Origin of the sequence: Imbroritus primus, assembly GCF_964332355.1 — a bacterium.
In the GTDB taxonomy this organism is placed as follows: domain Bacteria; phylum Pseudomonadota; class Gammaproteobacteria; order Burkholderiales; family Burkholderiaceae; genus Imbroritus; species Imbroritus primus.
Genome location: NZ_OZ201293.1, coordinates 1180626 through 1207109 on the forward strand (window position 1 = coordinate 1180626; position 26484 = coordinate 1207109).

The following is a 26484-nucleotide window of genomic DNA, read 5'->3' on the forward strand; positions in this document are numbered from 1 at the left end:
AGAACGGCCACCGCTGCACGTGCAGGGCGTGCGCAACTTTGCCTCCCGTGTACGTGGCGATGGCCTGAGCCACGCAGGGAAGCGCGGCGCACACCAGGGCGGCGCCGGGCAGGGGCTCAGCGCGCGGCCGGCGCCGGCTCGATTACCACGGTTTCCGGTGTGGCGTCGATTTGCAGCAATGTATGGAGCATCTCTTGCATCTGGGCAGCACGCGCGGTCGTGGTGAAACGGAGGGATGCCACGTTCCCCGTCGGTGCGCTTAGCTGTTCTTCGCGCAAGCGGCGTTGCAACTGGCGGGCAATGGCGATGCCGGTGTCGATCACGGTCAGGCGTTGTTGGCTGATCCGTTCGATTGCGTTGGAGAGAAACGGGTAGTGCGTGCAGCCCAGCACCAGCGTATCCGCGCCCGCTTCCAGCATCGGCGCCAGCAGGGACTGCAATCGCTGTTCGACTTCCGGGCCGTCGATATGTCCTGCTTCGACCAGCGGCACGAGTCCGACACCGGCCTCGCAGATGAAGCGGCCTTCGTGCGAGAGGCTGTCCAGCAGGCGGGCGAACTTGGCGCTCTTGAGCGTATTGGCCGTGGCCAGCACCCCGACCGCCTTGCTCTGGCTGGCGGCAATGGCCGGCTTCAGTCCCGGCTCGACGCCGACGATCGGCAGGGCAATGCGCTCGCGCACCAGTTGCGCGGCATGCGCTGTGGCGGTATTGCAGGCGATGACGAGCGCCTTGCAACCCTGGGCCTCGAGCCACTGTGCCATCTGCAGCGTGCGCTCGGCCACGAAGGCCGCATCGCGCTCGCCGTAGGGCACATACTTCGAATCGGCCAGGTACAGCAGCGATTCCTCCGGCAGCTGCGCACGGATATCACGCAGCACCGACAGCCCGCCGAGGCCGGAGTCGAATACGCCGATGGGTGCCGAAGATGCCTGGGTCATGGTGCCGGATTCGTGCGACCAAAAAGCCGGGCGGTGCCCGGCTTTCTCTCTGTCTGCGGATGGCTTAATTGGTCGCGACCGGAATGCCCGCGATGCGGGCCTGCCATTCGGCGGGGCCGGTCTTGTGGACCGACGTGCCGCTGCTGTCGACGGCCACGGTCACCGGCATGTCCTTCACGTCGAACTCGTAGATGGCTTCCATGCCGAGGTCCTCGAAGGCCAGCACCTTGGCACCGCGAATCGCCTTGGAGACAAGATACGCCGCACCGCCCACGGCCATCAGGTAGGCCGACTTATGCTTCTGGATCGCCTCGATGGCCACCGGGCCGCGCTCGGCCTTGCCGATCATGGCGATCAGGCCGGTCTGCGACAGCATGGTCTCGGTGAACTTGTCCATGCGCGTGGCGGTCGTGGGGCCGGCCGGGCCGACCACCTCGTCGCGCACCGGATCCACCGGGCCGACATAGTAGATCACACGGTTGGTGAAGTCGATCGGCAGCTTTTCGCCCGCCGCCAGCATGTCGGCAATGCGCTTGTGCGCGGCATCGCGGCCCGTCAGCATCTTGCCGTTCAGCAACAGGGTCTGGCCCGGCTTCCAGGAGGCCACTTCCTCCGGCGTCAGCGTATTCAGGTCGACACGCTTGGACGATTCGGTGTTCGGCTCCCAATTGACCTTCGGCCAGGCCGACAGGTCCGGTGCCTCGAGCTTGGCCGGACCGGAGCCGTCCAGCGTGAAATGCACATGGCGCGTGGCCGCGCAGTTCGGGATCATCGCCACCGGCTTGGACGCGGCATGCGTCGGGTAGGCCATGATCTTCACGTCCAGCACGGTCGCCAGGCCACCCAGGCCCTGTGCGCCGATACCGAGCGCGTTGACCTTCTGGAACAGCTCCACGCGCAGCTCTTCGACCCAGTCGCGCGGACCGCGGGCAATCACTTCCTGGATGTCGATCGACTCCATCAGCGATTCCTTGGCCATCACCATCGCCTTTTCAGCGGTACCGCCGATGCCGATGCCAAGCATGCCCGGCGGGCACCAGCCTGCGCCCATCGTCGGCACGGTCTTGAGCACCCAGTCGACGATGCTGTCCGACGGGTTGAGCATGACGAACTTCGACTTGTTCTCCGAGCCGCCGCCCTTGGCCGCGACCTGGATGTCGATGGTGTTGCCGGGCACCACTTCATAGTGGATCACGGCCGGCGTGTTGTCCTTGGTATTCTTGCGGCCGCCTTCGGGCGGGTTCACGATGGAGGCGCGCAGCACGTTGTCGGGGTGCGTATAGCCGCGGCGCACGCCTTCGTTGATCATGTCCGACAGGCCCATGGTGGCATCCGCCCAGCGCACGTCCATGCCGACCTTGACGAAGATGGTGACGATGCCGGTGTCCTGGCACAGCGGACGCTTGCCTTCGGCGCACATGCGGCTGTTGGTCAGGATCTGCGCGATGGCATCCTTGGCCGCCGGGCTCTGTTCCAGCTCATAGGCGCGGCCCAGGCTGGTGATGTAATCCATCGGGTGGTAATAGCTGATGTATTGCAGCGAATCGGCGACGCTCTGGATGAGGTCTTCCTGGCGAATGGGCTGGGCAGCAGATTGGGAAGCGGCAGTCATTGGACAGATCTTGGAATTGGGGGACAGATTTGAGGGACGACAACCGGAAATCATACACCTTTCCGGTTGTTACCGAGGTCTTCAGGCATGGCGGGCAAGGCACACGGACCAGCCGTGGCCCCGGGCCTGCTGCCTTGTTCGCCACTCAATGCGCGCGGCTGGATGCCGCCGGATGCGCAATCAGCTTGTCGGTCCAGGCCATGGCCAGGGCGGACAGGAGGAAGGCGAAATGGATGGCCACCTGCGCGATGATGGTTTGCGAGTCGCGCTGCGCTGCGTCGATGAAGGTCTTGAGCAGGTGGATCGACGAAATGCTGATCAGCGCCATCGACAGCTTGACCTTCAGCACGCCGGCATTGACATGGTCGAGCCATTCCGGCTCATCGGGGTGGCCTTCCACATGGAGCCGCGAGACAAAGGTTTCGTAGCCGCCGATGATGACCATGATCAGCAGGTTGGAGATCATGACCACGTCGATCAGCCCCAGCACCACCAGCATGATCTGGGTCTCGTTGTACGTGGTGACGTGCGATACGAGATGCCAGACCTCGACGATGAAATGGTAGACATAGATCGCCTGCGCGACGACCAGGCCGAGGTACAGCGGCAGCTGCAGCCAACGGGTCGCGAAAATCGCGCGGGCAAGGGGGGGCATCGGGCGCCGTTCGGCAGAGGTAGTGTCCATGGTGGCGGTAGGGTGGGTGGTCAAAAAACAGACGCGATTGTACCGTCAGCGCATGTCGCGCTCCACAACAGGGGCCGGCGTCCGCTGCGCGGCAGGATCAGCCGGTGCAGCAGGATCGTCAAGGGCCGTCAGGGCATGCCGGAACGGCTTGGATGGCCAGCAGGCCACGGCGATGCCCGCCAGCACGCAGATCATCGCCACCGCGTGGCCCCAGCCCGGCGTCTCGCCGAGCACCAGGATCCCGTATGCCGCTGCCGCCAGAGGCACCAGCGAGGTAAACACGCCTGCCAGCGTCGCGGGCACATGGCGGATGCCGGTGGCCCACAGCGCAAACGAGAATATGCTGGCCGATAGCACGTACCACAGCATGATGGCCCAGCCGTAGGCAGGAATCGCCGAGAAATCGAATCCCGGCAGTACGGCCACGCCGAACGGCAAGATCAGCAGGAAGCCGAACAGGTGGGTATAGGCGCAATTCTCCATTGGCGGCACAGTCTGCGTGATGCTGCGCGACAGGATCACGTACAGCCCCTCGCAAATCACTGCACCCAGTACGAACAGGTTGCCCAGCAGGGCGTTCTCCGCAGTATTGCTACCGGCATGCTGTGCTGTGCTGAGGTTCAGGATCAGGATCCCGCCGATGGCCAGCGCGACCGACAGGGCGGTGCGTCGCGACAGCCGTTCCCGCAGCACCAGCCACGACACGATCGCCACCGACGCCGGAATGGCACTCGTGATCACGCCAGCCGCCATGGCTGTGGTGTAGCGCACGCCGTACAGCATGAACAGCGTAAACAGGAAGGTGCCGAAGAACGCCTGCAGGAAGATCTGCAGCCATTCCTTGCGCGATATGCGCCGCATGCGGGCCGGGCGTAACCACGGCAGCAGGCAGATGACGGCAATACCGAATCGCAGGAAGGTAAACAGCAGGACCGGAAAGAACACGATCACTGACTTGCCCAGTCCGACATTGGTGCCGATCAGCAGCATGGCCGCGGCAAGGCAGGAAAGATAAAACGGCAAGCGGCACCTGTAGAGGGAGCGGTGGGGTTGGCCGGCATGCACAGGTGCGAGGGGCGTCAGGTCACGCCGGCGTCTCTTATCCGTGGCAGGTCAGCTGTGCTAGCCTTATGAAAAGCCGCGTAAGGCTAGAGTAAGGCGCTCCGCATACCTTGCTGCCACGGCATCAGTATTACATCAGGAGACAAGCATGTCCGCAATCGAATCGGTTCTGCAGGAAAACCGCGTGTTCCCCCCGCCCGAGGCTTTGGCCAAGCAGGCGACGATTTCCGGTATGGCAGGGTACAACGCACTATGTGCCGAGGCCGAGCGTGACTATGAAGGTTTCTGGGCTCGGTTGGGCCGGGAGAACCTGCACTGGAGCAAGCCGTTCTCGCGTGTGCTCGACGAAAGCAATGCCCCGTTCTACAAATGGTTCGACGATGGTGAGCTGAATGCCTCGTACAATTGCCTGGACCGCAATCTCGAAAACGGCAATGCCGACAGGACCGCCATCATTTTCGAAACCGACGACGGCAAGGTCACCCATATCAGCTACCGCGAGCTGCATGCCCGCGTGTGCCGCTTCGCCAATGGCCTGAAATCGCTCGGCATCGCCAAGGGCGACCGCGTGGTGATCTACATGCCCATGTCGGTGGAAGGCGTGGTTGCCATGCAGGCGTGCGCGCGCATCGGCGCGACGCACTCGGTGGTATTCGGCGGTTTCTCGTCCAAGTCGCTGCACGAGCGCATCGTCGACGTCGGCGCCGTGGCCGTGATCACGGCGGATGAACAGATGCGCGGCGGCAAGGCGCTGCCCCTCAAGAACATTGTCGACGAAGCGCTGACCCTCGGCGGCACCGAGGCGGTCCGCAAGGTGATCGTCTATCGCCGCACCGGCGGGCAGGTCGCCTGGCAGGCTGGCCGCGACCTGTGGATGCACGAACTGGCCGATGCCCAGTCCGCCGAGTGCCCCGCCGTCCCGGTCGAAGCCGAGCATCCGCTGTTCATCCTGTATACCTCCGGTTCCACCGGCAAGCCCAAGGGCGTGCAACACAGCACCGGCGGTTACCTGCTGTGGGCGAAGATGACCATGCTGTGGACCTTCGACCTCAAGCCGCACGATGTATTCTGGTGTACCGCCGACATCGGCTGGGTCACCGGCCATACCTACATCGCCTATGGTCCGCTGGCTGCCGGGGCGACACAGGTGATGTTTGAAGGCGTACCGACGTACCCCAATGCAGGGCGCTTCTGGGAAATGATCCAGCGCCTCAAGGTCACGATCTTCTATACCGCGCCGACGGCCATCCGTTCGCTTATCAAGGCGGCTGAGGCGGATCCCAAGGTGCATCCGCGCCAGTACGACCTGTCGAGCCTCCGCCTGCTCGGCTCGGTGGGCGAGCCCATCAATCCCGAAGCCTGGATGTGGTACCACACCAATATCGGCGGCGGACGCTGCCCGGTGCTCGATACCTTCTGGCAGACGGAAACCGGCGGCCATGTCATCACACCGCTGCCTGGCGCCACACCGCTCGTGCCTGGTTCCTGCACGCTGCCGCTGCCCGGCATCGCCGCCGCAATCGTCGATGAGACCGGTCAGGACGTGCCCAATGGCAATGGCGGTATTCTCGTCATCAAGCGCCCGTGGCCCGCAATGATCCGCACCATCTGGGGCGATCCGGAGCGCTTCAAGAAGAGCTACTTCCCGCCCGAGCTTGGTGGCACGCTATACCTGGCCGGTGACGGCTCGATCCGTGACAAGGACACCGGCTACTTCACCATCATGGGCCGCATCGACGACGTGCTGAACGTCTCCGGCCACCGCATGGGCACGATGGAAATCGAATCTGCGCTGGTCGCCAATCCGATCGTGGCCGAGGCGGCCGTGGTCGGGCGCCCCGACGACACGACCGGCGAAGCCATCTGCGCCTTCGTAGTGCTCAAGCGTGCGCGTCCGAACGACGAGGAAGCCAAGCAGATCGCCACCGAGCTGCGCAACTGGGTCGGCAAGGAAATCGGTCCGATTGCCAAGCCCAAGGAAATTCGCTTCGGCGACAACCTGCCCAAGACCCGCTCGGGCAAGATCATGCGCCGCCTGCTGCGTTCGCTGGCAAAGAACGAGGAAATCACGCAGGACACCTCGACGCTCGAAAACCCCGCCATTCTCGAGCAGCTCAAGCAGGCCCGCTGACCCGACCCCATGGCCGGACCGGGCCTGCGCCCCACCCCTTGCATGTCCGCAGCCGCTCGCGGTGGCTGCGGCATGCCTGTTGACCCACGGCAGGGGTGACCGTGCCCGAACGCCAGGCGCGCTTCCGCAACCGGCTGCTGCTGTACTACAGCCTGTATACCCTCGGCTTCATCGGCTTCGTCGCCATGATGGCGCTGATTGAAGAGCGCAACGGGCCCGGCATCTGGCTGGGCTATGTGTTCCTGTTCGTCACCATCGCCGTCTACGCCTGCATCGGCCTGATTTGCCGCACCGCCGATCTCAACGAGTACTACGTCGCCGGCCGGCGGGTACCAGCCATGTTCAATGGCATGGCAACCGCGGCCGACTGGATGAGCGCGGCCTCGTTCATCGGCTTGGCTGGCATCCTGTTCGCTTCCGGCTACGAAGGCCTTGCCTACATCATGGGCTGGATGGGCGGCTACTGCCTTGTCGCCTTCCTGCTCGCGCCGTACCTGCGCAAGTTCGCCGGCTACACCGTGCCCGATTTCCTGGCCGTGCGCTATGGCAACGGGCGGCCCGGCGGCAGCATGACCGTGCGCGGCATCGCCGTGGCTGGCGCGGCGTTGTGCTCGTTCGTCTATCTCGTCGCCCAGATCCAGGGCATTGGCCTGATCGTCACGCGCTTCATCGGCGTGGAGTTTGCGGTGGGCGTGTTCTTTGGCCTGGCGGGCGTGCTGGTCTGCTCGTTCCTTGGCGGCATGCGCGCCGTCACCTGGACGCAGGTGGCCCAGTACATCATCCTGATCCTGGCGTTCCTCATCACCGTCTCGCTGATTGCGTGGAAACACCATGGCATGGTTCTGCCGCAGTTTTCCTATGGCGGTCTCCTCACGCAGATTGCCGAGCGGGAACGGACACTGGCCGAAGATCCTGACGAGCAGGCCGTCCGCGCGCATTACCTGGCCCAGGCGCGGGCGGTGGACGAGCGGATCGCGCGCCTGCCCGCGTCGTTCGAGGAAGAACGCGAGGCCCTGCAGGCGCGCCTCAAGGACCTGCGCGAGCATAATGCGCCGCTGCGCGAGATCAAGGCTGCGGAGCGCGAGCGCGTCGAGTTTCCGCGCGATGCCGCGGCGGCCTACGTGCAATGGAACGACGAGCGCGATGCGGCGCTGGCGCGCAGCCGACCAGCCACGCCATTTTCGGAGCCGTTTCCCGCGCATGCAGGGCAGGACCCAACCACGCAGCGCCTCAATTTTGTCTTGCTGGTGTTCTGCCTGATGCTTGGCACCGCAAGCCTGCCCCACATCCTCACACGTTTCCAGACCACGCCCTCTGTGCGCGAGACGCGCAACTCCGTCGGCTGGGCCGTGTTCTTCATCGGCCTGCTGTACATTTCCGCGCCCACCTTTGCTGCCCTGGTCAAGTATGAATTCCTGTTCGGCCTGGTCGGCACCTCGTTCAACGACTTGCCGCTGTGGACCGTGCCTTGGCGCAAGATCGACCCAGCCGTGTTCTCGATTTCCGACATCAATGGCGATGGCATCGTGCAGTGGGCCGAGATCATGGTGCAGCCCGACATGATCGTCCTTGCCGCGCCGGAAATCGCCGGGTTGCCGAGCGTGATCTCAGGCCTTATCGCCGCCGGGGCGCTGGCTGCGGCCCTGTCGACCGCCGATGGCTTGCTGCTGACAATCGCCAATGCTCTGTCGCATGATGTGTACTACCACATGGTCAATCGCAGTGCCACGCACCAGAAGCGCGTCACCACAGCCAAGATCGTGCTGCTGGCAGTGGCGCTTGCAGCGGCGTATGCCACATCGCTGCGGCCGGGCAACATTCTCTTCCTTGTGGGCGCCGCTTTCTCGCTCGCCGCCTCGTGTTTTTTCCCCGCGCTGGTGCTGGGCATCTTCTGGCGCCGCACCACGCGTGCCGGCGCGGTCGCGGGCATGCTGACCGGCCTGTCGGTCAGCGTCTACTACATCTTCGTCAACTATCCGTTCTTTACCCGCATGACCGGCATCTTCGGCGACCGCTGGTTTGGCGTCGATCCTATTGCCTCGGGCGCATTCGGCGTGCCGGCCGGATTCGCCGCAGCCATTCTCGTCAGCCTGCTGAGTCGGCCGGAGCGGCCGGTGGTCGGCAAGCTCGTGTCGTACATTCGTAAGGGGTAGGGGATAGGCGACGCTCCTGCTCTCCAGGCAGATGCCGCGCCCAAAAATGTGCGACAGCCGAACAGCTTCTGCTATAATCGCGGGCTTCCGGAGAGATGGATGAGTGGTTTAAGTCGCACGCCTGGAAAGCGTGTATAGGTTAATAGCCTATCGGGGGTTCGAATCCCCCTCTCTCCGCCAGACAACAGTCTTAGCAACTCTCGCTAAGTCTCAGATGCTCCCGCCAAGCCATGAAAACACGGCCTTGCGGGGGTAACGACCTTCTTGCCCGCTCTCAGGGCTACCCACATAATCCACCCATCAAATGGGGGTAGGATTGTGGGTATGGCAAATTCCAGCAGACAAATACACCGGCTCAACGCCCTGCGCGTCTCGCGCGAGGTGGAGCCTGGCTACCATGCCGACGGCGGCGGGCTGTACTTGCAGATTTCGCGCAGCGGCTCGCGGTCATGGATCTTCCGATATTCGCTGTTCAAACGTTCCCGTGAGATGGGCCTCGGCCCTCTGTCCCTTGTGTCCCTCGCCGAAGCCCGCGCGGAGGCCGCCCGGTGCCGGAAACTGCTTGCCGAAGGCATCGACCCCATCGAGGACCGGAAAGCCCGCGCACAGGCCGCCGTGCCGGACGGGCTGTCATTCCGGGAGGCCTCCAAGGATTACATCGACGCCCACCGCTCAAGCTGGAAAAGCGAGAAGCATGCGCAGCAGTGGGAAAACACTCTCGCGACCTACGCCTATCCAGTCATTGGCGACACAGATGTAGGTGAGGTCGATACGCCGCTTGTGGTGCGGATCCTGCAACCGATCTGGAGCAAGAAGCCCGAGACGGCCAGCCGGGTGCGTGGTCGCATCGAGTGCGTGCTCGACGCCGCCAAGGCGCTCGGCAAGCGGTCGGGCGAGAACCCCGCGCGCTGGCGTGGCCATCTGGACAAGATTCTGCCGAAGCGTGAGCGCAGCCGGCGCGTCCAGCACCATCCAGCCTTACCCTGGCATCACATGCCGGAATTCCTGCGCGACCTGGGTGACCGGACCGCGCCAGCCGCATGCGCACTGGAGCTGCTGATTTTGACGGCCGCACGAACATCCGAGGTGCTGCTTGCCCGGCCGGAAGAGTTCGACCTGGTGGCAGGCATCTGGTCGATCCCGGCGGAACGCATGAAGATGGAGAGGCCGCACCGCGTGCCACTGAGCGCCCGGGCAGTCGAAGTGGTTGAGGAAGCCATGAAGACGGCCGGGGAATACCTATTCCCGGGCGCGAAGCCGGGCAAGCCGCTGTCAAATATGGCGATGCTGAATCTGTTGGAACGGATGGGGCACGGCGACATTACCGTGCATGGCTTCCGTTCGTCGTTCCGTGACTGGGTGGCCGAGTGCACGGAATATCCGGACTCGCTGGCGGAAATGGCGCTCGCGCACCTGGTTGAGAGCAAGGTGGAGGGCGCCTATCGTCGCGGTGATATGCTCGAAAGACGCCGTCGTCTGATGGAGGACTGGGCGCGCTACTGCGGCGGCAAGACAGCAGTGGTGGTGCCGATCACGCAAGCGCAGGTTGCGGGGTAGCGCGGCCGGCCTTCACCGCAAGCCAAGCGTCAATATCCTCCTCGAGCCAGGCCGTCCGGTTCGATCCCAGGGAAAAGGGCTTCGGGAAGTCTCCTTCCGCCACCATCCGGTAAATTGTCGACTTCCCGAGCGATACCTTCTCCGCGACCTGCTTGATATTGATTGCCTTCATCTCGTAATCCTCACTCCACTGCTGGCGGGTGACCGCCAAGATTCTTTCCAGCGCTTCGGTCATTCCTCGCGTTCTTCCTCGATGACCGGGTAAGCCGATTCCTCGCCCTTCAGCTCAATCACCACAGGGCCATGGCGCATGTCGCCCGTCATCGTGCCGTGCAGCTGCCGGCGTACCGGACCGGCGAGGCTGGACCATTTGCCGAGCCAGCATGCATCATGGATCAGCCCGCGTGGCTGCGTGCGTTCCATCTGGCCGACCGTGATGCCGCGCTCGGCGCACCATTCCTCGGCCTCGCGGCAGGCTTCGAAGTTGCCGCCAACGGTGTCAAATACCTTTCTCATGCTGTCTCCAGAATCAGCCCAGCCTGGCGCGTACGTTCGGCCTGCAGGGCGATGTATTCGGGGTTGAGTTCCGCGCCCAGCCAGCGCCGGCCCAGTCGCTGTGCAACGCTGGCAACCGTGCCGGAACCCATGAACGGGTCGAAAACGATGTCTCCCGGCCGGCTGCCGGCGAGAATGCAGGGTTCGACCAGCGTCTCGGGGAAGGTGGCGAAGTGCGCGCCGGTGTATGGCTGCGTGGCGATTGTCCAGACGCTGCGCTTGTTCCGCATCTCGGTTATCGCGCGGAAGGCCTCCCGGCCTGGTAGATCGTTCGTCTTCCCGTTGAACTCCCCACGCTTGACGCTCTCGCGCACCTTATGGGCATAGGCTTGGAGGCCTGCTTTCGTGCGGTGGCGCTCGTCGCCCGCCTCGTAGGCGGCCTGGCCCTTGGCAGGGTTGACATTGCCCGGCACACGAATGCGCCCCCGCTCCCGAAACTCCGCGTCGAACCCATGACCGAACCCCACGCCGCTCGGCGTCGGCCCGCAGGTTGCCGGCTCTTTGATGGCATCCGCGTCGAAGTAATAGCGGTCGCTGCGGGACATCAGGAAGAGATATTCATGCGCCTTGGTGCATCGGTCGCGCACGCTTTCGGGCATCGGATTGGGCTTGTGCCAGACGATGTCCTGCCGCAGCCACCAGCCGGCGTCCTGCAGGGCGAACGCAAGGCGCCACGGCTGGACCATGAGGTCCTTTGCCTTCAGCCCCATTTCGCGCCCGCGCGTGCCGGTTCCTGTCCCGAACCGCGGGCTTGCACCTATCTGCCGTGCGCTGGCCACACTGCGCCCGCTCATTTCTCCCGGCCCCTGTGGGCGGCCTTGTGCACCCCACGAACCGGCGTAGGCGTCGCCCATGTTCAGCCAGAGCGTGCCATCATCGGCCAGCAGCTGGCGGCACAGATCGAATACCTCCACCATGTGGTCGATGAACTCGCGCAGGGTCGGCTCCAGGCCAAGCTGGCCGCCCACCCCGTAGTCGCGCAAGCCCCAGTACGGCGGACTGGTGACGATGCATTGCACGCGCACGTCGGCCGCGATCAGGTCGCGCATCACGTCGCGGCAGTCACCTTGGTAGCAGTGGTCAAGTTTCATGCTGCCTCTTCACGTTGCGAGCAGATGCCATGCTGCTGCAGCCACTCTTGATACCTGTCCGTTCCCAACGGCTTTAACTCGGTCCACCCGATTGGCCACGCCATCAGCCACTCTTCCCACGTTGGGTTCAGCCGGCCAGGCAGGCCAGCGTGGTGCGCCTCGCGTTCCACTGTGTAATCCAGACGATCGTCCGTATGCGCGCGGTTGTGGTTCGGGCTCCAGCCCTTGTAGGCTGTCGCTGTCGGTGTGGGGAACTTGCGCACATAGGTTGCCAGCCCATCCCCGCTTGAGGGGCTCACGCCTTTGCGGTTGTAGTTGCCGTGAACGGTCGGCGTCGGGAAACGTTCCGACGATCCATATCCTGTCTCGATCGTGGGGCGCGCCGAGGTCGGCTGCTGATAGACAATCCCAGCGCACATTGCACCCGAGCGCGGCAAGGTCACACAGCACCCGGTCAAGTCCTCGATTAACGAGAGCTGGGCTGTTTTCAATGTATGCGAAGCGGGGTCGTACTTCGCCAAGGATGCGGGCGAACTCGGTCCAGAGGCCGGAACGCTCGCCGTCAAGGCCGGCCCCATTGCCAGCGACGGTGATGTCCTGGCACGGAAAGCCTCCAGAAACGACATCAACAATGCCGTTCCATCGTGTTCCGTCAAAACTGCACACGTCAGACCAAATCGGGAAAGGCTCGAGGATTCCATCGTTTTGTCGTTGCGCCAGAACCTGTGCTGCGTAGGCATCACGCTCAACGGCGCAGACTGTTCGCCATCCGAGCAGCTTGCCGCCGAGTATTCCGCCACCAGCGCCCGCGAAAAGAGCCAGCTCATTCACGCGACCCCCTGAATCCATGCTGCCGCCGGATCCCGACGAATCAACTTTCCATTCCGCTCGGCATAGGTAAGCTTTGCCCGCGCGGACTTCTTGGCCAGGATGTCGGGCCGTTCCTGCTTGAGGCGCCGATACGACCGCTTGGCCTTCTGGCTTGCCGTCATGGGCTTCGGCCGTGGTGCGTCCTTACCCGGGCCGAGCGCCCACAGTTTCGGTGCGTATCCCGATGGTGGACGCGGGCCATACCCCGGCACGTGGACTTCTCCTGCTGCGTGCTGCACCTGCAGCGCGGTCATGACGGCACGGCGGGATGCTCCGGTCATCTGGCTGATCTGGATCGAATCGAGGCCTGGGTTCGTGGCCAGCACGCGCTTGACGGCATCCCACGTCGGCGAGTAGCAGGGATATACGAATGCCTTGCGGGGGCCAAGCTTCAGGTACTGGGCGCGGGAGATGACAGACCGATACGTGCGACCAGGTAGAAGATGCAGCCATTCCTTCATGGGCAGGGGCGACTTCCACTGCCTGCGCAAAATGCGGTCCTCTGCCGGTGTGTAGGCGTTCCACGTCTTCATCGCCGCGGCCCCCGTGGCCCGAAGAACGCCAGCACGACGAAGACGAAGGCGATGCCGATGGCGCATGCCAGGATCTGCAGGTCGTGCTTGTCGAGGGAGTGCAGGAAATCAGCCATTCGAACCTCCACGGAAGTTGCGGCGCCACCATCCGCGCACACGCTTGCATGCGTCCCACACCAGGAAGAGCAGGGTGGTGGCCACATACAGCAGGTGCTTGCGCATGACGATCAGGATCAGCAGCACCAGCACTGCTCCGGCGGCGATCCAGGTCGCCGGGTGCAAGAGCAGGCCGAAGTACCAGGGGAGGGCGTGCATCACTGATCCTCCTGCACGGCTAACGTGTTCTATGCGCCGCCGATCCGTGAGGTGCGCACTGAGGAAGAGGTAGGAGGCAAGGGCGGACCGACTCAGACGAACGTCACATATGCCTATTTCGGCACGTTCGCCATTTCACTGAGCGATAACGAGATCTCCGGTGTGCGCCGCATCTGGGCGGACGGCAAGCTGGTGTACGACGTGAGCGATACCGCGGACAGTGCGGCACAGGCTGCCAGTTCGCTGTTCGCCAACTACATGCAGGTTTATACCGGCACCGAGACACAGATGCCGGACCCCACCATGGAGAGCGACCTCGGCGCGGGCAATGTGCCAGCCTATCGTGGGACAGCCTATGTGGTGTTTACCGATCTACCGCTGGCTAACTATGGCAACCGGCTGCCGCAGATGCAGTTCGAAGTCACGAACGGCGAATCTTCGAATACTGGCGACGAAGCGCTCATGCCTCAGTCGGTGGGGAACTGGTCGTTGGCCGGCGTCGGTCCGGTCCACGCTGATGGCAAGATCACGACCTACTGGGTGGGCGATGTCGCGTATTCTTCGCTGTCCGCGGCGCTGCTGGCGTTGCAGGCCAAGGTCGCGGCAGAAGAACCTCAGTACGGTGTGCCAGAGTACTTCCTGGGGTGGAGTACTGGCACGAATCCGGTCCCGAATGTCTTCGAGGGTGGCGCGACGGTAGCCGACAATCCACAGTTCGTTTACTACCACTATGCATCAGCAACGCCGGAGGTCCTATCGAACGATCCGACGCCGGGCGACTTCCTGTATTGCAGTGTTCTCTCGGACGCCGGAGCGACGGTTTCCGATGGAAAGGTCTACTGGTTCAAGCTTTATCCGAACGAACTGTTTCAGCTGCGTCCCAACGAAGCGACTGGGAATCCATATCCTGAAGGGTTCGTTTTCTCCAACAGCTGTACAAACTATCCCGATGCAGGGGGCTATTTCCCCGTGGCGCTGCACACGAAAGTGCATTCGATCAAGGTGGAACGTACTCCGTCGTGCAGCCAGACCTGTGCCGTCGGAGATCCTCGTGACATTGGCATTGCCCAACTGCCGGACAATCCTTCATTCTGTATCAGTCGCGACGGCGTCATCTCGTTCAACGCGCGTGGTGATGTTGAAGCTGGATCATTCCTGCAACTGACCGACCTCATTTACGAGGACGGCGTGCTGTTGACCAATGCACTCGGTCCAGTCCTCAGATCAACCGACCCACTCAATACCTCGGGTTACTGGACCGCAGCCGCAGCCGCAGCCGGTGTCCCTGGAACCTACCCTGTTGACTTCCCAATCGCGAAAAGTACCGCCTGCGTGGACTACCTGAGTGCTGACAGCCTCGCGCGTGGCACGGTATATCTGAGCGACATCGTAAAGGACGTGTGTGAGCGGGCCGGGATGGTCGCGTCACAATTCGACGTGTCCGAACTGACCGACGTGGTGGATGGCTACGTGGTCGCCCGGCAGATGGCCGCCCGTGGCGCAATCGAGCCCTTGCAACGCGCCTACTATTTTGACGCGATCGAAAGCGGTGGAAAGATCAAGTTCCGCAAGCGTGGCCGACTTCCCGTGATCGACATCGAGGCTGACGATCTGGGCGCATCCGACAACGAGAAGCCCACCACGCTCGTGAGCACGACTCGCACTCAGGAAGCGGAACTGCCGGCGCGCATCAATGTGGCTTACATGGCCAAGGATGCCGATTACCAGACCGGAGCGCAGAGCGCGCTGCGCATGACCTGTGAAAGCCAACAGGTGATTGGTGTTGAGCTGCCGCTTGTGCTGTCCGACCAGAAGGCCGCCGAGGTCGCCAATGTGTTGATGTACACCGGCTGGGCATCGCGCAGCCAGCGCACGTTCTCAACCACACGGAAATACGCGTTCTACGAGCCCACGGACGTGGTGCGTCTGCCACGTGACGGCATGCTCACGCCGGTGCGTCTGGTCGAAAAGACCGAGGCGGGCGGGCGCATTGACTGGGTGGCCGAGGATGATGGCCCGAGTGTCTATGCTCCCAACGTCACCGCGGCGCCGGTCGCCGGCGGCCAGCTGATCCGCTTTGACGGTCCAACGATGGTCGAGCTGATGGACATCCCCATGTTGGTCGACGATACCAATGATCCGGGGTTCTACGCGGCAGCCGGCGGCTACCGGCCGGAATGGCGCGGCGGCCAGTTGTTCCGGAGCGCGGACGATGGGGCTACCTGGTCGGCGGTCGAGATCTTCAACACGCCGGCCACGATCGGCTACGCCTTGGATGTGCTAGGAACGTTCGCCGGTCAGAACACGGTCGACGAACTTAATTCCGTGCAGGTGACCCTGTATCGTGGTGAGCTGACCAGCGTGACGCGCGAGCAGATGCTGGCCGGCGCGAACACGGCGTTGCTGGGCGATGAGCTGATCCAGTTCCGCACCGCATCGTTGGTTTCAGGCCTCACGTACCGTCTCAGCGGCCTGCTGCGCGCCCGGCGCGGCACCGAGCAGCACATGGGTACGCACGCGATCAATGAGCGGTTCGTGCTGCTCAGCCCGACCACCACCCACCGCATTGCCCAACTGAGCAGCCAGATCGGCCAGCCTGCGGCATACAAGGCGGTGACGCTCGGACAGCCGCTCTCCAGCGCCATGCAGGACGACTTCACCAACACGGCGGCCGGCCTCAAGCCGCTGGCGCCCCTGCGCCTGGCCGTGATTCCGCTCGGCGATGGCACGCATCGCGCACGCTGGGAGCGTCGCACGCGCTTCTCCGCGGAATGGCGCGATGGTGTCGACGCACCGCTCGGGGAGGCGATCGAGCGCTACGAGGTCGAGGTACGGTCGGGTGAGGACGTGCTGCGGGTGCTGGCTGTCGCGGCTCCTTCGCCTGGCGAATGGCCGTCCGTCGATCTTGCAGGCCTTGCCGCCGGCAACACCGTCACCGTGTACCAGATGTCCGAAATCGTGGGCCGGGGCTTCCCGGCTACCTTTACCGTTTAGGAAATCCCATGTCCGACAGCACATCACTGCTTGACCTCATCAGCGAGGCCCAGGCAGGTAAAGCCACGACCGCGAATGACCTGTTTGACGCGGCATCACCAGCCATGCTGTACGCGCGGCGCGCCTCCGCAACAGGAGGCCTTACCTGGGGGTATTACGGCGGCCGGGTGGCCAGCACACTGATTTCCAACGGGACAGTGACACTCACCGCCAGCGCGACCAACTACATCGTTGCGGATCTGTCGACCGGCGCTGTGTCGGTCGCGACGACAACCACGAACTGGGACGATGACGCGACTTATCGGCGGCTCTACAAAGTCATTACCGGCTCGGCCACAGTCACGTCCTACGAGGACCACCGAGAAGCGGCCGGTGGCAGCGGTGGCGGCGGAACGTTCACTGGTGGGGCACTGACAGCTGCGCTGGATGAGGCCAAGGGCGCAAACATCGCCTCGGCCGCCACGACCAATATCGGTGCAGCGACTGGCAACCTGGTGCACGTCACCGGCACGACGACCATCACGGCACTCGGCACGGTGCAGGCTGGCACCCGTCGAGTCGTGGTATTCGATGGCATCTTGACCCTGACGCACAATGCCACGTCGCTGATCCTGCCGACAAGTGCCAATATCACCACCGCGGCGGGTGACGTGGCGATCTTCGTCTCCGAAGGCAGCGGTAACTGGCGCTGCGCCGTGTATCAGCGGGCCAATGGCACCGCGCTGGCCAGTTCTGGCGGCGGACTGACGAACTGGACCGATGGTGTCAACGCATCAGGCGTGAATGCCTCGATTCCGGTCACGTCCCTGACAGCGACAAATGCGGCGACCAACGTCGACGCAGCCTTGGTGCCGAAAGGTGCTGGTGCCTTGGTCGCCCAGGTGGCGGACAACACAACGGCCGGCGGATCGAAGCGCGGCAACTTTTCGACAGACCTGCAACGATCCCGTACCGACAAGGACAGCGTGGCGCTCGGCGCATATTGCTTCATCGGCGGCGGCCAGAACAATGCTGCGTACACGTCCTATGGCGTGATCTGCGGCGGCGTCTCTAACCGGATCTGGTATGGCGTCGGCAATGCGGTGCTCGGCGGCGAGGCGAACATCGCGGAGAACTCCGGCGGCTACGCAGCGGTCGGTGGCGGCCGGAACAATACGGCTGATGGCGCGTATTCCTCGATCCTGGGCGGTTATTACGGGAGCGTGCGAGGCATCTACGGTGCACAGGCGCATGCGTCTGGCCGCTACGCAGCCAATGGCGATGCGCAGCGACGGCGATTTGTGCTGCGCCGCGCGTCTGCCAGTGCCTCGGCAACCGAATTGACGGCCGACGGCGCTGCAGCAGGCACGACAAACCAGGTTGTACTGCCCAACACCAGCGCATTCCACTTCACCATCCGCGTCGTGGCTCGCAGTAGCGCGGATGAAGCGGCCTACCTCATCACTGGATTGATCAAGCGTGGCGCAAGCGCTGGTACGACGGCGCTCGTCGGAACGCCGACCGTCACGGTTGTTGCAGAGAGCACTGGCGCTGCGTCATGGGATGTAGCAGCTGTCGCGGATACGTCAAATGGATGCCTTCGTGTTGATGCGATGGGTGCCGCCTCGACAAACATCAAATGGGTCGCAGATGTTGAGACCGTCGAGGTCGTCGGGTAACGCAACCGCTTTCAGTTTCAGCCGCCATCGGGCGGCTTTCTTTTTGCCCTGACGGGCGCATTCTCCGGGGTCCATATGACAGAGCCACCGATAACCCTCACAGAGCGAGAACTGGCCATTGCAAAGCAGGCTGCCCGCATAGCAGTCGAGGAAATTAGCAATGAGTTCTACATGCAGGTCGGGAAAACGCTGATCCAAAAGGTGTTGATCTGGGTTGGTATCGCAGCGGTCGCGTTTGCTACAGGCAAGGGCTGGATCATTCCTAAGTGAGGTTCGTATGAAGCTGATCGAGAACGCCAAGGCTGTCGCCCTGAAAGGCTTTTCGCCTTGGTTGATGCTACTTGCCGTGGTCCTGAGCGGATTGGAGGTGGTGCTCCCACTGTATGAGGCAGCGTTCCCTAAGGGAATGTTTGCGGGGCTGTCCATGGCTGTGACTGGCGGCGCGTATGTGGCGCGGTTCATCGCGCAAGACGGCCTGCATAAGAAAGAGGAGCCTGCCGATGAACAGCAAAACTAAGGCTGGATGGATAGGTATCGCTGTGGCCATCGTCGGGACATTCGAAGGCCTGCGCACTGTCGCGTATCGTGATCCGGTTGGTATTCCTACGATCTGCTTCGGGGAGACCAAGGGCGTCAAGATGGGCGACCGCGCTACCCTGGCCGAATGCGAAGCCATGCTTGCCGATTCCCTCCAGATCGCCAATCGCCAGGTAAGCCAGTGCACTGATGTGCCGCTGAATGACAAGCAGCGTGCGGCGTTGGTCAGCTTCACATACAACGTCGGTGGTGCGGCTTACTGTACCAGCACATTGGTGCGTAAGTTGAACGCTGGCCAGTACGGTGCGGTGTGCGGCGAGCTGGCGAAATGGAAGTACGCCAAGGGCATACCACTCCCAGGCCTTGCCCGCCGCCGTGCTGCTGAGTGTGATCTGTTCATGGGGAGAGTGACATGAACTGGCTTCTTGGCTGGAAAGGCTATGCAGCCGTGGCCATCGCGGCGGGCCTGTTCGCTGGCTGGGCGGCGTGGCAGTGGCAAGCCAATGCCTACGAGCGGCAGATTGCCACGATCAACGAAGAGCAGGCCAGAGCAGACCTCTCCGCCGCACAGCAGGAAATCATCGGTCTGCGCCAGGATACCGCCAACATCAACCAGAAGGCCACGGAACTGCTGGGCATCCAATCCACGCTCGGCGGCCAGATCGCGGCCATTCGGAAGGACATGAAAAATGCGAAGCCTTTACCTCCTGATTGCCGCCCTGATGATTTCCGGGTGCGCAAGCTCTCCGATGCAGTCGCCGCGGCCAAGCAGGCCGCCGCCACTCGATAGTGCGCTGGCAGCTCCCTGCGTGGTGCCGGACGCGCCGGAGGCTGCTGACTATGACGTGTGGCAGGACTGGATTGCTAAGGTGCTGGGCGCGCTTGGTGATTGTGCGGCAAGGCACAGAAAAGTTGTGGAGGCGTGGCCGAAGTAGGCAGAGAGCTGGTGCCGTTAGTTTAATATTGGCAGTGAGGCCAAGACTAGGAGACGGCATGTCTGTGTACGATGCACTCGAACTTCCGCCATGTGACATGCGCGTTCGCGCTGTAGTTGCGGCCACCTATTTGCAGGCACACGGATTCACGGAGGATCAACTCCGAGCGCTTCACCATCTGAAAGGCGAGACTTTCGTCAAGTTCTTGGAGTATTTTTCGCGAGAGCGAACGAAGGAGGCTCAGTTGAAGAATGCACAGTACACAACCCGGGTGATCTTTATTGCAGAACGCCACGCGGCAAATGAAGCAACGTTTGATGAATTGGTAGCCGAGGCATTGGAACGCTGGCCGCTGTAGTGAGTACTTGTGCCGAATTGGCAGAGCTGACGCGAGCGGGAAAACTGGCTGAAGAGGCTGACGCCGCCCGAATCGCCGGCCAGGCCTTCGAGCGCTCCTACGACGCGCTGACCGTCCAGGAGAACGCTCGGAGAGGCATGGTATTCTCCCCATCTACCCCCTAAGTTCGTGGGGAATCAGCGAATCAAGGATCACGCGGTTTGGTAAGACGGGTAACAAGGCCGGAGTTCGACGATAGTTTGCTGTACGAGTATCCCCAGCATCTGCGGGACGCCATCAGCGATTTGCCGGCCGCGCCGGGGGTCTATGTCTTCCATGGTGAAGACGGCGACTTGCCCTTGTACATCGGGAAGAGCGTCAATCTGCGTTCCCGCGTCCTGGCCCACCTGCGCACCGTCGATGAAGCCCGCATGCTGCGGCAGACGGTAAGGATCAGCCACCAGCGCACCGCGGGCGAGATCGGGGCCTTGTTGCTCGAGGCCACGATGATCAAGCAGCAGTTCCCCCTCCTGAATCAGCGGCTGCGGCGCACGCGGCAACTGTGCTCCCTAAGGATCGATAGTCGCGGGCGGCCAGAGGTTGTCTATTCGAAGGACATCGACTTCGCTACCACGCCCGATCTGTTTGGCTTGTTCGGCAGCCGGACGTCTGCGCTGAATAGCCTGCGCGCCCTGGCCGATGAGAACCAGCTTTGTTACGGCGTGCTTGGGTTGGAGAGGCTGACCAAAGGGCGGGGCTGCTTCCGCTCGATGTTGCGGCAATGCCTTGGTGCCTGTGGTGGCGAGGAGTCGCTGGAGGCCCATCATGCACGCCTCATGGTGGCGCTGGAGCGCTTGCGAGTCCAGTGCTGGCCGCACGTGGGCGCCGTGGGCCTGGTGGAGCGCTTCGAGGGGCAGCCTGGCCCCATGACCCAGATTCATGTTGTCCGCAATTGGTGCTACCTGGGCAGCGCTGGCAGCGTGGAGGAAGCCGCGGCGTTGACCAACGTCGCAAGCGGATTCGATGCAGACGGCTACAAAATCCTCTGTGGGCCGATGCTGGCGAATGCAGCGGAGATTGTCAGTCTGAGTTGACTGACTGAGGCGTCTGGCATGTCTACGGGCAAAAAAAAGCCGCACTCAGGTGCGGCCCAACCTTGGCAATCTAGCCACAGAGATGTGCGTCAAAATTAACGTTTGCCAAAATTGGTGTCAAGCAAGCGCGGCAACGATAATGATTGTGCTTTCGTTTTCCCTGGGTAGAATGAAGGCAAGTGCTGTTCAGCACACCCACCCCAAGCTTGAGGTGTGACACCCGCGGTCTGACAATCTGCTGACTTCAAGAATGGCGCACGCAAAACTATTGGAGTAGCTATGCCTGCGAAATACCTTCCCCTCATTGCCGACTATGAGAGCCGAATAGAAAGAGCTCTCGAAGATGGTGACACTGCCGAAGCAGTGCACTTGCTTGATTGCATTCGAGAGCTTCCCAACATGCCTGATTTCCCGCCTATGGTCGAGCCTCGGCTGCGTGATGTCCTTGTGCGTTTCGACGGGATTATCCATGCGCACCGCATGGGCTCATCTACTTTGGAGCAGGCTCCGAATCCATCTCGTCAGCAGGGTAGAGATTGAGGAAGCTCCGCGCCTCGTCCGTGTTCGAGCATGTCAGCCAGTCGTCCCACTGGTCGGGCGGCAGTATCACCACCGATCGCTTCTCCTTCCCCGGCTTGTGAAACTTGCGCATCAGCGGGTGTTCGTCGCTGTTGACCGTGAGCATGGTGAACGAGGCTTCGCCGTCTGGCCAGCCGCGCCACAGTCCGGCGATGGCCAGGGTTGGGGCATCCTTGACCCAGATCCGGTGCCGGACCGATTTGGTAGCGCCTGGCGCGTAGTACGGCTCGTAGAAGTGCTGAGCCGGCACAAGACATAGCTGTAGAGCCTTCCAAGCGCCTGAGAAGGTGCGTTTCTCCCCGACAGTTTCTGATCGCGCATTGGTCGAATCCCACGCCCTGACGCCTGGCGGGATCCGCTTCTTGGGCATCATCCCGAAATTCGCCACCACGCACTCACGCTGGCGCTCGCCGCGCCGGATGATCGGTGCCATATAGTCCGGCCACGTCTCGGCCGGATAGTCCCGGTCGGGCGTCACTCCATAAAAGGACTCGAGATCTTCCCGGCTGCTGGGTCGGTAGTTGTTGCACATGGCTGGTCTCGCGTGGGGTCGAGGACATCCGATGATACGTCAGGCGGCGCATATGCTGGTTGGGGGGTGACTTCCGTGCGCGGATGCGGGTAGGGCGTGTTGCACTGCTTTTCCTCGCCCTCCGGGCTCGGGGGCAAGCGGCTGGCGTTGTAGAACATGTCTCTGATTTCGGGGTAGTGGTGCATGACGATAGGTTCGTGCGTCATTTCGCCCAGCGCGGCATTCCCCAGCCCGACCTGGAACATCTCAGGATGGGACATGGCGAACTGGCCGAACCGCAGGGCGAGCTGCCGAAGGCGCCAGACTTCCCAGAGCAGATGCGTGACCATGCGCCGTTGGAACGGATCTTCAATTTTCTTGGCGTGCCTCTTCATGTCATCGAGGTCGCGCTTTGTGAGGGGTAGGGGTATCTTATTCATCACACGAATACAACTGTATGTTTGTACAGTATATGCGATGTGAAGATTCGGCTTGGGAAACGCAATCCTTGTGCTAATATGCGGCCTTTCCTGCATTCCTCGGAATGTGGGTAGGAATGAGGGTAGGGACTGGCTGCGCTATGGGGATCCATAACCAGCGCGGCTCTCCGGGCATCAATGAACTGCCCCTCTCTCCGCCAGAATGCCTGGTGCGGTCCTTGTAGCAATTCAGCTCACTTGCGTGCCGACATCGGAAGCCTTCAAAGGCTTCACCATGCTTTGTGCAGGCCCGCTCCCCGAGCGGGTCTTTTTTATTGGCATGCGCGTGGAGCACATATGAGTTTGTCGGATATTATCGGCGCTCAGGGTGCTTGTGCGAAGCCGCCTGGATTGCAGCAAGGGCGCCGCGGGCTTCAAGGGTGCGCCGCTTGCGCACGGCAAGCCATTTACCCACCGCCATGACAAGCACGGCGGTGGTGCTTTCCACGATCAGCTTCAGCATCGGGCTCGGCGAGCCGAAGTGTTCGGCGACCGAGACATCGGTGACCAGCATGCCGCCGGCGATCCAGCCCAGCAGCCCCGCACCCAGCATGATGACGATGGGGAAACGGTCGATCAGCTTCAGCACCAGCGTGCTGCCCCAGATGATGATCGGCACGCTCACGCACAGGCCAAAGATCACGTAATACAGCTGATGCGCCGCATCGGCATTCTGCGCGGCTCCGGCAATCGCTATGACATTGTCGAGGCTCATCGCGAAGTCGGCGACGATGATGGTCTTCACTGCCGACAGGATGGATGCACCGCCGGCGATATTGCCGTGGTCATCGTCGTCTTGGACAAGCAGCTTGATACCCACCCAGATAAGCAGGATCCCGCCTGCTACCTTCAGGTAGGGGATATCCAGCAGCGCCAGCGCAAACGCGATCAGCAGCACGCGCAACAGGATGGCGCCAGCCGTGCCCCAGAGAATACCCTTCATGCGTTGCTGCGCAGGGAGATTGCGGCAGGCCAGGGCGATGACAACCGCGTTGTCGCCGCCGAGCAGGATGTCGATCAGGATGATCTGGAATATGGCGCCCCAATGGAGCGTCTCGATGAATTCGAGCATGTGTCCCTAGCTAGAACGAATCGTCAACCGGACGCGCCGGCAACGGCGGACAGGTGCCGCCAGCGCAGGTACGTCTTTCGATTCTAGGCAAAACTTTTCCGGCACCTGGAATAACGGCACTCGAAGCATGGTCGGGCGTTGGCGTGGGCGGACACGCAGTGCAGGGATTCCACGCTGCCGCAAGGATGCAACTATGTTACTGATGCAACAAAAATACTAAAGCAACACAGTTGCATTAAGTCGGCGAGTTCGGCAGAATGCAGGGCCATGAGCCGGTATCTGCCTGGAGGAGGGCGGATATGGGTGCCGTGCAACCCGACATGAGGAACACGCCGCAATATGAAGCACAAGAAAAAACCCTTGGCGCTGGCCCTGGCGCTGGCATTGTCATCCGTCCCAGCGCTTGCGGTGGAAATCATGGTGCGCGACGCCGGTGTACCGGCAAGCGGCGCGCGCGTGTCGACGCCGCATGGTTCGGCCACCACGGATGCGCGTGGCGTGGCACTCTTGCCGCAGTTGCCGCCTGGTCGCCACGTGATCGAGGTCATCATGCGTGACGGCCAGCATTTCCAGGAGACCGTCCAGGTCGACGGGCAGGCGCCGCTCACGGTCACCGCACCCGTCACTGCGCCGGTGACGCTGGCACCCGTCACTGTGTCCGCCAGTGCGTTGTCGCTGTCGAGCAGCGACATGACCACGCCGGTTACCGTGCTGGATGGTCAGGCGTTGATGGCCCGGCGTTCTGCCACGCTTGGCGAGACCTTGTCCTCCGAACCCGGTATCACGTCGACGCATTTTGGCGGCGGCGCCAGCCGGCCGATCATCCGGGGCCAGGATGCGGCGCGCGTCAAGGTGTTGTCCGACGGTTCCGAGGTTCAGGACGCTTCGTCGATCAGTCCCGACCATGCAGTCGGGCTGGAGCCGATGCTGGCCGAGCGCATCGAGGTCCTGCGCGGCCCCTCGGCGCTGCTGTATGGCGGCGGCGCGGTGGGCGGGGTGGTGAACGTGCTGGACCGCAAGATCCCGACCGCCGTGCCGGAAAACGGCGTGGAGGGGGAAGTCGAAGTGCGTGGCAATACCGGCGCGAACGAGGGCGCCGGGGCGTTCGGCCTGACGGCCGGCACGGGGCGCTTCGCGATCCGCGCGGAAGGACTCAAGCGCGACAGCGGCGACTACGAGGTTGGGCGTGGCTGGTCCGGCGGCAAGCGCGTCGACGGTTCCTACAACAAGACGGAAACCGCGAGTCTTGGCATGTCCTATATCGGCGACAGCGGTTTTGTGGGGGTGTCCTACACGCGTCAGCGCAACCGCTACGGTCTGGCTGGCCACGATCATAGCTACGAAGGCTGCCACCCGCACGGCGCCAGCTTGCACTGCCCTGGCAGCGACGAAGACCATGAGGACCATGATCATGGCGACGACCATGACGACCACGATCATGATCACGTCCATGGCGCGCCGTATGTCCGTATGCAGAGCGATCGCTGGGATGTGCGCGGCGAGACCCGTAATCCGTTTGCAGGCATCGCGAAGATCCGCTTTCGCGCGGGGCTGACGAACTACAAGCACGACGAGATCGACGACGACATCATCAGCACGACGTTCCGCAATAAATCGCACGATGCCCGTGTCGAGCTGGAGCACGTTCCGGTCGGCAATTTGCGCGGCGTGTTCGGTGCGCAGACATCACGCCGCGATTTCAGCGCCATTGGCGAGGAAGCCTATGTTCTGCCGACAGTCACCAGTAACCACGGCGTGTTCGTGCTGGAGGAATACCGCATGGGCAACTGGCGCTTCGAAGCCGGTTTGCGCCATGAATGGCAAACCGTGACGAGCGAATCGAACCAGCCAGACGCCAGCCACCGCGGCACCTCGGGATCCGTGGGCGTGGTGTGGAGTTTCGCGCCCCAGTATTCGCTCGGCATGTCGCTGTCGCGCTCGCAGCGCTTGCCGACGGCCGAAGAGTTGTATGCCAACGGCTTGCACCTGGCCACCACGACCTACGAGCGTGGCAATGCCAACCTGAAGCGCGAGACGGCCAGCAACATCGACATCACGCTGCGCAAGCATGCAGGCCCCACGACATTCGCGCTCAGCGCTTTCCATAACCGCATCGGCGACTACATCTACGGCCGCACCACCGCGACCTCGGATCGCCTGCAACTGATCGACTACGTGCAGCAGGATGCGACCTTCACCGGCGTGGAGGGGCAGGTGCGGCACCAGCTTACGCCGGTGTTCGGCGTGACCCTGTTCGGCGACTACGTACGCGCCAGGCTGGACGACGCCAGCGGTAACCCAGGCGGCAACCGCAATCTGCCGCGCATCGCGCCGCACCGCTATGGCCTGCGTGTCGACGCCAGGTGGCAGGCCTGGAGCGGACAGGTCGAGTGGATCCAGGTGGGTCGCCAGTCCAAGGTTGCGGACTTCGAAACGGAAACGGCCGGCTATGGCATGCTCAATGTCGGCGTGGGATACAACGGTACCTTCCAGTCGACCGGTTATCAGGTTTACCTGCGCGCCAACAACCTCACCGACAGGCTGGCCTACCGGCACACGTCATTCATCAAGAATGCTGCTCCGCTCATGGGGCGCAACATCGTGCTAGGCATGCGCGTGATGTTCTAGACGACACATGGCTTGGGGCTGCGGTTGCTGCGCGTGACTGGCATCGTGGTCCTGGAGAGGACCCGCGCGGCGTGCATCTCCTCCCCGCATGAAGGAGGGGGTGGCTGTATATTTACAGGTGCGAGGCCGGCAATATGGCCTCGCGCGGGGGTGGATCG

Annotated in this window: 26 protein-coding genes and 1 tRNA gene; 15 read left to right on the plus strand and 12 right to left on the minus strand. The window is 62.7% G+C overall.

The genetic code is table 11. The features are described 5' to 3' along the window. Positions 1-116: 116 nt before the first annotated feature. The 4 genes from murI to ACQ3C8_RS05470 all read right to left on the minus strand — a co-directional run bounded on the left by murI (position 117) and on the right by ACQ3C8_RS05470 (position 4258). Positions 117-938: a glutamate racemase gene (gene murI, locus ACQ3C8_RS05455; RefSeq protein ID WP_009522276.1), complete on the minus strand. Its 822-nt coding sequence runs from the start codon at positions 936-938 to the stop codon at positions 117-119. A gap of 64 nt (positions 939-1002) precedes the next feature. Then, complete coding sequence (locus ACQ3C8_RS05460; RefSeq protein WP_428852742.1) at positions 1003-2550, minus strand: fumarate hydratase; 1548 nt, start codon at positions 2548-2550, stop codon at positions 1003-1005. Positions 2551-2695: 145 nt separating this feature from the next. Continuing rightward, positions 2696-3205 carry a TIGR00645 family protein gene (locus ACQ3C8_RS05465; RefSeq protein WP_428852743.1) on the minus strand — a complete coding sequence of 170 codons (510 nt, stop codon included), beginning with the start codon at positions 3203-3205 and terminating at the stop codon, positions 2696-2698. A 75-nt stretch (positions 3206-3280) separates the two neighbouring features. Then, positions 3281-4258: a DMT family transporter gene (locus tag ACQ3C8_RS05470; protein ID WP_428852744.1), complete on the minus strand. Its 978-nt coding sequence runs from the start codon at positions 4256-4258 to the stop codon at positions 3281-3283. A 187-nt stretch (positions 4259-4445) separates the two neighbouring features. Between ACQ3C8_RS05470 and acs the strand changes: the two genes are divergently transcribed. From acs to ACQ3C8_RS05490, 4 genes are all read left to right on the plus strand, one after another. After that, on the plus strand, positions 4446-6428 hold the full coding sequence (acs, locus tag ACQ3C8_RS05475; protein WP_428852745.1) for an acetate--CoA ligase: 1983 nt from the start codon (positions 4446-4448) through the stop codon (positions 6426-6428). A 101-nt stretch (positions 6429-6529) separates the two neighbouring features. Next, positions 6530-8581 (plus strand): VC_2705 family sodium/solute symporter, encoded by a 2052-nt coding sequence (locus ACQ3C8_RS05480; RefSeq protein WP_428852746.1) that lies wholly within the window; start codon positions 6530-6532, stop codon positions 8579-8581. Between the two features lie 89 nt (positions 8582-8670). After that, positions 8671-8761 (plus strand) — tRNA-Ser (locus tag ACQ3C8_RS05485). A gap of 144 nt (positions 8762-8905) precedes the next feature. Next, a complete protein-coding gene (locus tag ACQ3C8_RS05490; protein ID WP_428852747.1) occupies positions 8906-10138 on the plus strand; it encodes a tyrosine-type recombinase/integrase in 1233 nt (410 codons plus the stop codon). Here ACQ3C8_RS05490 and ACQ3C8_RS05495 read toward each other — a convergent pair. The 6 genes from ACQ3C8_RS05495 to ACQ3C8_RS05520 form a co-directional block, all read right to left on the minus strand. After that, complete coding sequence (locus ACQ3C8_RS05495) at positions 10113-10373, minus strand: AlpA family transcriptional regulator (protein ID WP_428852748.1); 261 nt, start codon at positions 10371-10373, stop codon at positions 10113-10115. The two genes, ACQ3C8_RS05490 and ACQ3C8_RS05495, sit on opposite strands and share 26 nt — an antisense overlap. Continuing rightward, complete coding sequence (locus tag ACQ3C8_RS05500; protein WP_428852749.1) at positions 10370-10654, minus strand: hypothetical protein; 285 nt, start codon at positions 10652-10654, stop codon at positions 10370-10372. The genes ACQ3C8_RS05495 and ACQ3C8_RS05500 overlap by 4 nt, the downstream gene beginning before the upstream one ends. Then, positions 10651-11742 carry a DNA-methyltransferase gene (locus tag ACQ3C8_RS05505; protein ID WP_428852750.1) on the minus strand — a complete coding sequence of 364 codons (1092 nt, stop codon included), beginning with the start codon at positions 11740-11742 and terminating at the stop codon, positions 10651-10653. The genes ACQ3C8_RS05500 and ACQ3C8_RS05505 overlap by 4 nt, the downstream gene beginning before the upstream one ends. Positions 11743-11793: 51 nt before the next feature. Beyond that, a complete protein-coding gene (locus ACQ3C8_RS05510) occupies positions 11794-12633 on the minus strand; it encodes a DNA cytosine methyltransferase (RefSeq protein ID WP_428852751.1) in 840 nt (279 codons plus the stop codon). Further along, positions 12612-13187 (minus strand): hypothetical protein, encoded by a 576-nt coding sequence (locus ACQ3C8_RS05515; RefSeq protein ID WP_428852752.1) that lies wholly within the window; start codon positions 13185-13187, stop codon positions 12612-12614. The genes ACQ3C8_RS05510 and ACQ3C8_RS05515 overlap by 22 nt, the downstream gene beginning before the upstream one ends. 108 nt (positions 13188-13295) lie before the next feature. After that, complete coding sequence (locus tag ACQ3C8_RS05520) at positions 13296-13502, minus strand: hypothetical protein (RefSeq protein WP_428852753.1); 207 nt, start codon at positions 13500-13502, stop codon at positions 13296-13298. A gap of 24 nt (positions 13503-13526) precedes the next feature. Between ACQ3C8_RS05520 and ACQ3C8_RS05525 the strand changes: the two genes are divergently transcribed. From ACQ3C8_RS05525 to cho, 9 genes are all read left to right on the plus strand, one after another. Continuing rightward, complete coding sequence (locus ACQ3C8_RS05525) at positions 13527-16496, plus strand: phage tail protein (RefSeq protein ID WP_428852754.1); 2970 nt, start codon at positions 13527-13529, stop codon at positions 16494-16496. Positions 16497-16504: 8 nt separating this feature from the next. After that, on the plus strand, positions 16505-18154 hold the full coding sequence (locus ACQ3C8_RS05530; protein ID WP_428852755.1) for a hypothetical protein: 1650 nt from the start codon (positions 16505-16507) through the stop codon (positions 18152-18154). A gap of 75 nt (positions 18155-18229) precedes the next feature. After that, complete coding sequence (locus tag ACQ3C8_RS05535) at positions 18230-18424, plus strand: hypothetical protein (protein ID WP_428852756.1); 195 nt, start codon at positions 18230-18232, stop codon at positions 18422-18424. 7 nt (positions 18425-18431) lie between these two features. Further along, positions 18432-18671, plus strand: a complete 240-nt coding sequence (locus ACQ3C8_RS05540) for a hypothetical protein (RefSeq protein ID WP_009522335.1) — start codon at positions 18432-18434, stop codon at positions 18669-18671. After that, on the plus strand, positions 18655-19107 hold the full coding sequence (locus tag ACQ3C8_RS05545) for a lysozyme (protein ID WP_428852757.1): 453 nt from the start codon (positions 18655-18657) through the stop codon (positions 19105-19107). Before ACQ3C8_RS05540 ends, ACQ3C8_RS05545 begins: the two co-directional genes overlap by 17 nt. Next, entirely contained in the window at positions 19104-19481 is a 378-nt protein-coding gene (locus ACQ3C8_RS05550; protein WP_428852758.1) for a hypothetical protein, read from the plus strand. Before ACQ3C8_RS05545 ends, ACQ3C8_RS05550 begins: the two co-directional genes overlap by 4 nt. After that, positions 19441-19626 carry a hypothetical protein gene (locus tag ACQ3C8_RS05555; protein WP_428852759.1) on the plus strand — a complete coding sequence of 62 codons (186 nt, stop codon included), beginning with the start codon at positions 19441-19443 and terminating at the stop codon, positions 19624-19626. Before ACQ3C8_RS05550 ends, ACQ3C8_RS05555 begins: the two co-directional genes overlap by 41 nt. 58 nt (positions 19627-19684) lie before the next feature. Next, on the plus strand, positions 19685-19984 hold the full coding sequence (locus ACQ3C8_RS05560) for a hypothetical protein (protein WP_009522338.1): 300 nt from the start codon (positions 19685-19687) through the stop codon (positions 19982-19984). 200 nt (positions 19985-20184) lie between these two features. Next, complete coding sequence (gene cho, locus ACQ3C8_RS05565) at positions 20185-21057, plus strand: excinuclease Cho (protein WP_009522339.1); 873 nt, start codon at positions 20185-20187, stop codon at positions 21055-21057. A 490-nt stretch (positions 21058-21547) separates the two neighbouring features. On the opposite strand, the gene ACQ3C8_RS05570 is transcribed toward cho, so the two are convergent. Further along, positions 21548-22168 (minus strand): SOS response-associated peptidase, encoded by a 621-nt coding sequence (locus tag ACQ3C8_RS05570; RefSeq protein WP_428852760.1) that lies wholly within the window; start codon positions 22166-22168, stop codon positions 21548-21550. A gap of 197 nt (positions 22169-22365) precedes the next feature. Between ACQ3C8_RS05570 and ACQ3C8_RS05575 the strand changes: the two genes are divergently transcribed. After that, positions 22366-22572 (plus strand): hypothetical protein, encoded by a 207-nt coding sequence (locus ACQ3C8_RS05575; protein ID WP_138750477.1) that lies wholly within the window; start codon positions 22366-22368, stop codon positions 22570-22572. A 367-nt stretch (positions 22573-22939) separates the two neighbouring features. On the opposite strand, the gene ACQ3C8_RS05580 is transcribed toward ACQ3C8_RS05575, so the two are convergent. Beyond that, complete coding sequence (locus tag ACQ3C8_RS05580) at positions 22940-23698, minus strand: TerC family protein (protein ID WP_428852761.1); 759 nt, start codon at positions 23696-23698, stop codon at positions 22940-22942. Between the two features lie 339 nt (positions 23699-24037). Here ACQ3C8_RS05580 and ACQ3C8_RS05585 point away from each other — a divergent pair, with 339 nt between their 5' ends. Further along, positions 24038-26326, plus strand: a complete 2289-nt coding sequence (locus ACQ3C8_RS05585; protein ID WP_428852762.1) for a TonB-dependent receptor — start codon at positions 24038-24040, stop codon at positions 26324-26326. Positions 26327-26484: the final 158 nt, after the last annotated feature.

Coding starts and splice junctions, on each gene's coding strand:
- ACQ3C8_RS05550 (WP_428852758.1), top strand. CDS start 19,104: ATGAACTGGCTTCTTGGCTGGAAAGGCTATGCAGCCGTGGCCATCGCG.
- ACQ3C8_RS05570 (WP_428852760.1), bottom strand. CDS start 22,168: ATGTGCAACAACTACCGACCCAGCAGCCGGGAAGATCTCGAGTCCTTT.
- ACQ3C8_RS05500 (WP_428852749.1), bottom strand. CDS start 10,654: ATGAGAAAGGTATTTGACACCGTTGGCGGCAACTTCGAAGCCTGCCGC.
- acs (WP_428852745.1), top strand. CDS start 4,446: ATGTCCGCAATCGAATCGGTTCTGCAGGAAAACCGCGTGTTCCCCCCG.
- ACQ3C8_RS05535 (WP_428852756.1), top strand. CDS start 18,230: ATGACAGAGCCACCGATAACCCTCACAGAGCGAGAACTGGCCATTGCA.
- ACQ3C8_RS05540 (WP_009522335.1), top strand. CDS start 18,432: ATGAAGCTGATCGAGAACGCCAAGGCTGTCGCCCTGAAAGGCTTTTCG.
- ACQ3C8_RS05490 (WP_428852747.1), top strand. CDS start 8,906: ATGGCAAATTCCAGCAGACAAATACACCGGCTCAACGCCCTGCGCGTC.
- ACQ3C8_RS05555 (WP_428852759.1), top strand. CDS start 19,441: ATGCAGTCGCCGCGGCCAAGCAGGCCGCCGCCACTCGATAGTGCGCTG.
- ACQ3C8_RS05585 (WP_428852762.1), top strand. CDS start 24,038: ATGAAGCACAAGAAAAAACCCTTGGCGCTGGCCCTGGCGCTGGCATTG.
- ACQ3C8_RS05580 (WP_428852761.1), bottom strand. CDS start 23,698: ATGCTCGAATTCATCGAGACGCTCCATTGGGGCGCCATATTCCAGATC.
- ACQ3C8_RS05520 (WP_428852753.1), bottom strand. CDS start 13,502: ATGCACGCCCTCCCCTGGTACTTCGGCCTGCTCTTGCACCCGGCGACC.
- murI (WP_009522276.1), bottom strand. CDS start 938: ATGACCCAGGCATCTTCGGCACCCATCGGCGTATTCGACTCCGGCCTC.
- ACQ3C8_RS05545 (WP_428852757.1), top strand. CDS start 18,655: ATGAACAGCAAAACTAAGGCTGGATGGATAGGTATCGCTGTGGCCATC.
- ACQ3C8_RS05460 (WP_428852742.1), bottom strand. CDS start 2,550: ATGACTGCCGCTTCCCAATCTGCTGCCCAGCCCATTCGCCAGGAAGAC.
- ACQ3C8_RS05510 (WP_428852751.1), bottom strand. CDS start 12,633: ATGGATTCAGGGGGTCGCGTGAATGAGCTGGCTCTTTTCGCGGGCGCT.
- ACQ3C8_RS05560 (WP_009522338.1), top strand. CDS start 19,685: ATGTCTGTGTACGATGCACTCGAACTTCCGCCATGTGACATGCGCGTT.
- ACQ3C8_RS05515 (WP_428852752.1), bottom strand. CDS start 13,187: ATGAAGACGTGGAACGCCTACACACCGGCAGAGGACCGCATTTTGCGC.
- ACQ3C8_RS05465 (WP_428852743.1), bottom strand. CDS start 3,205: ATGCCCCCCCTTGCCCGCGCGATTTTCGCGACCCGTTGGCTGCAGCTG.
- ACQ3C8_RS05495 (WP_428852748.1), bottom strand. CDS start 10,373: ATGACCGAAGCGCTGGAAAGAATCTTGGCGGTCACCCGCCAGCAGTGG.
- ACQ3C8_RS05505 (WP_428852750.1), bottom strand. CDS start 11,742: ATGCGCGACCTGATCGCGGCCGACGTGCGCGTGCAATGCATCGTCACC.
- ACQ3C8_RS05530 (WP_428852755.1), top strand. CDS start 16,505: ATGTCCGACAGCACATCACTGCTTGACCTCATCAGCGAGGCCCAGGCA.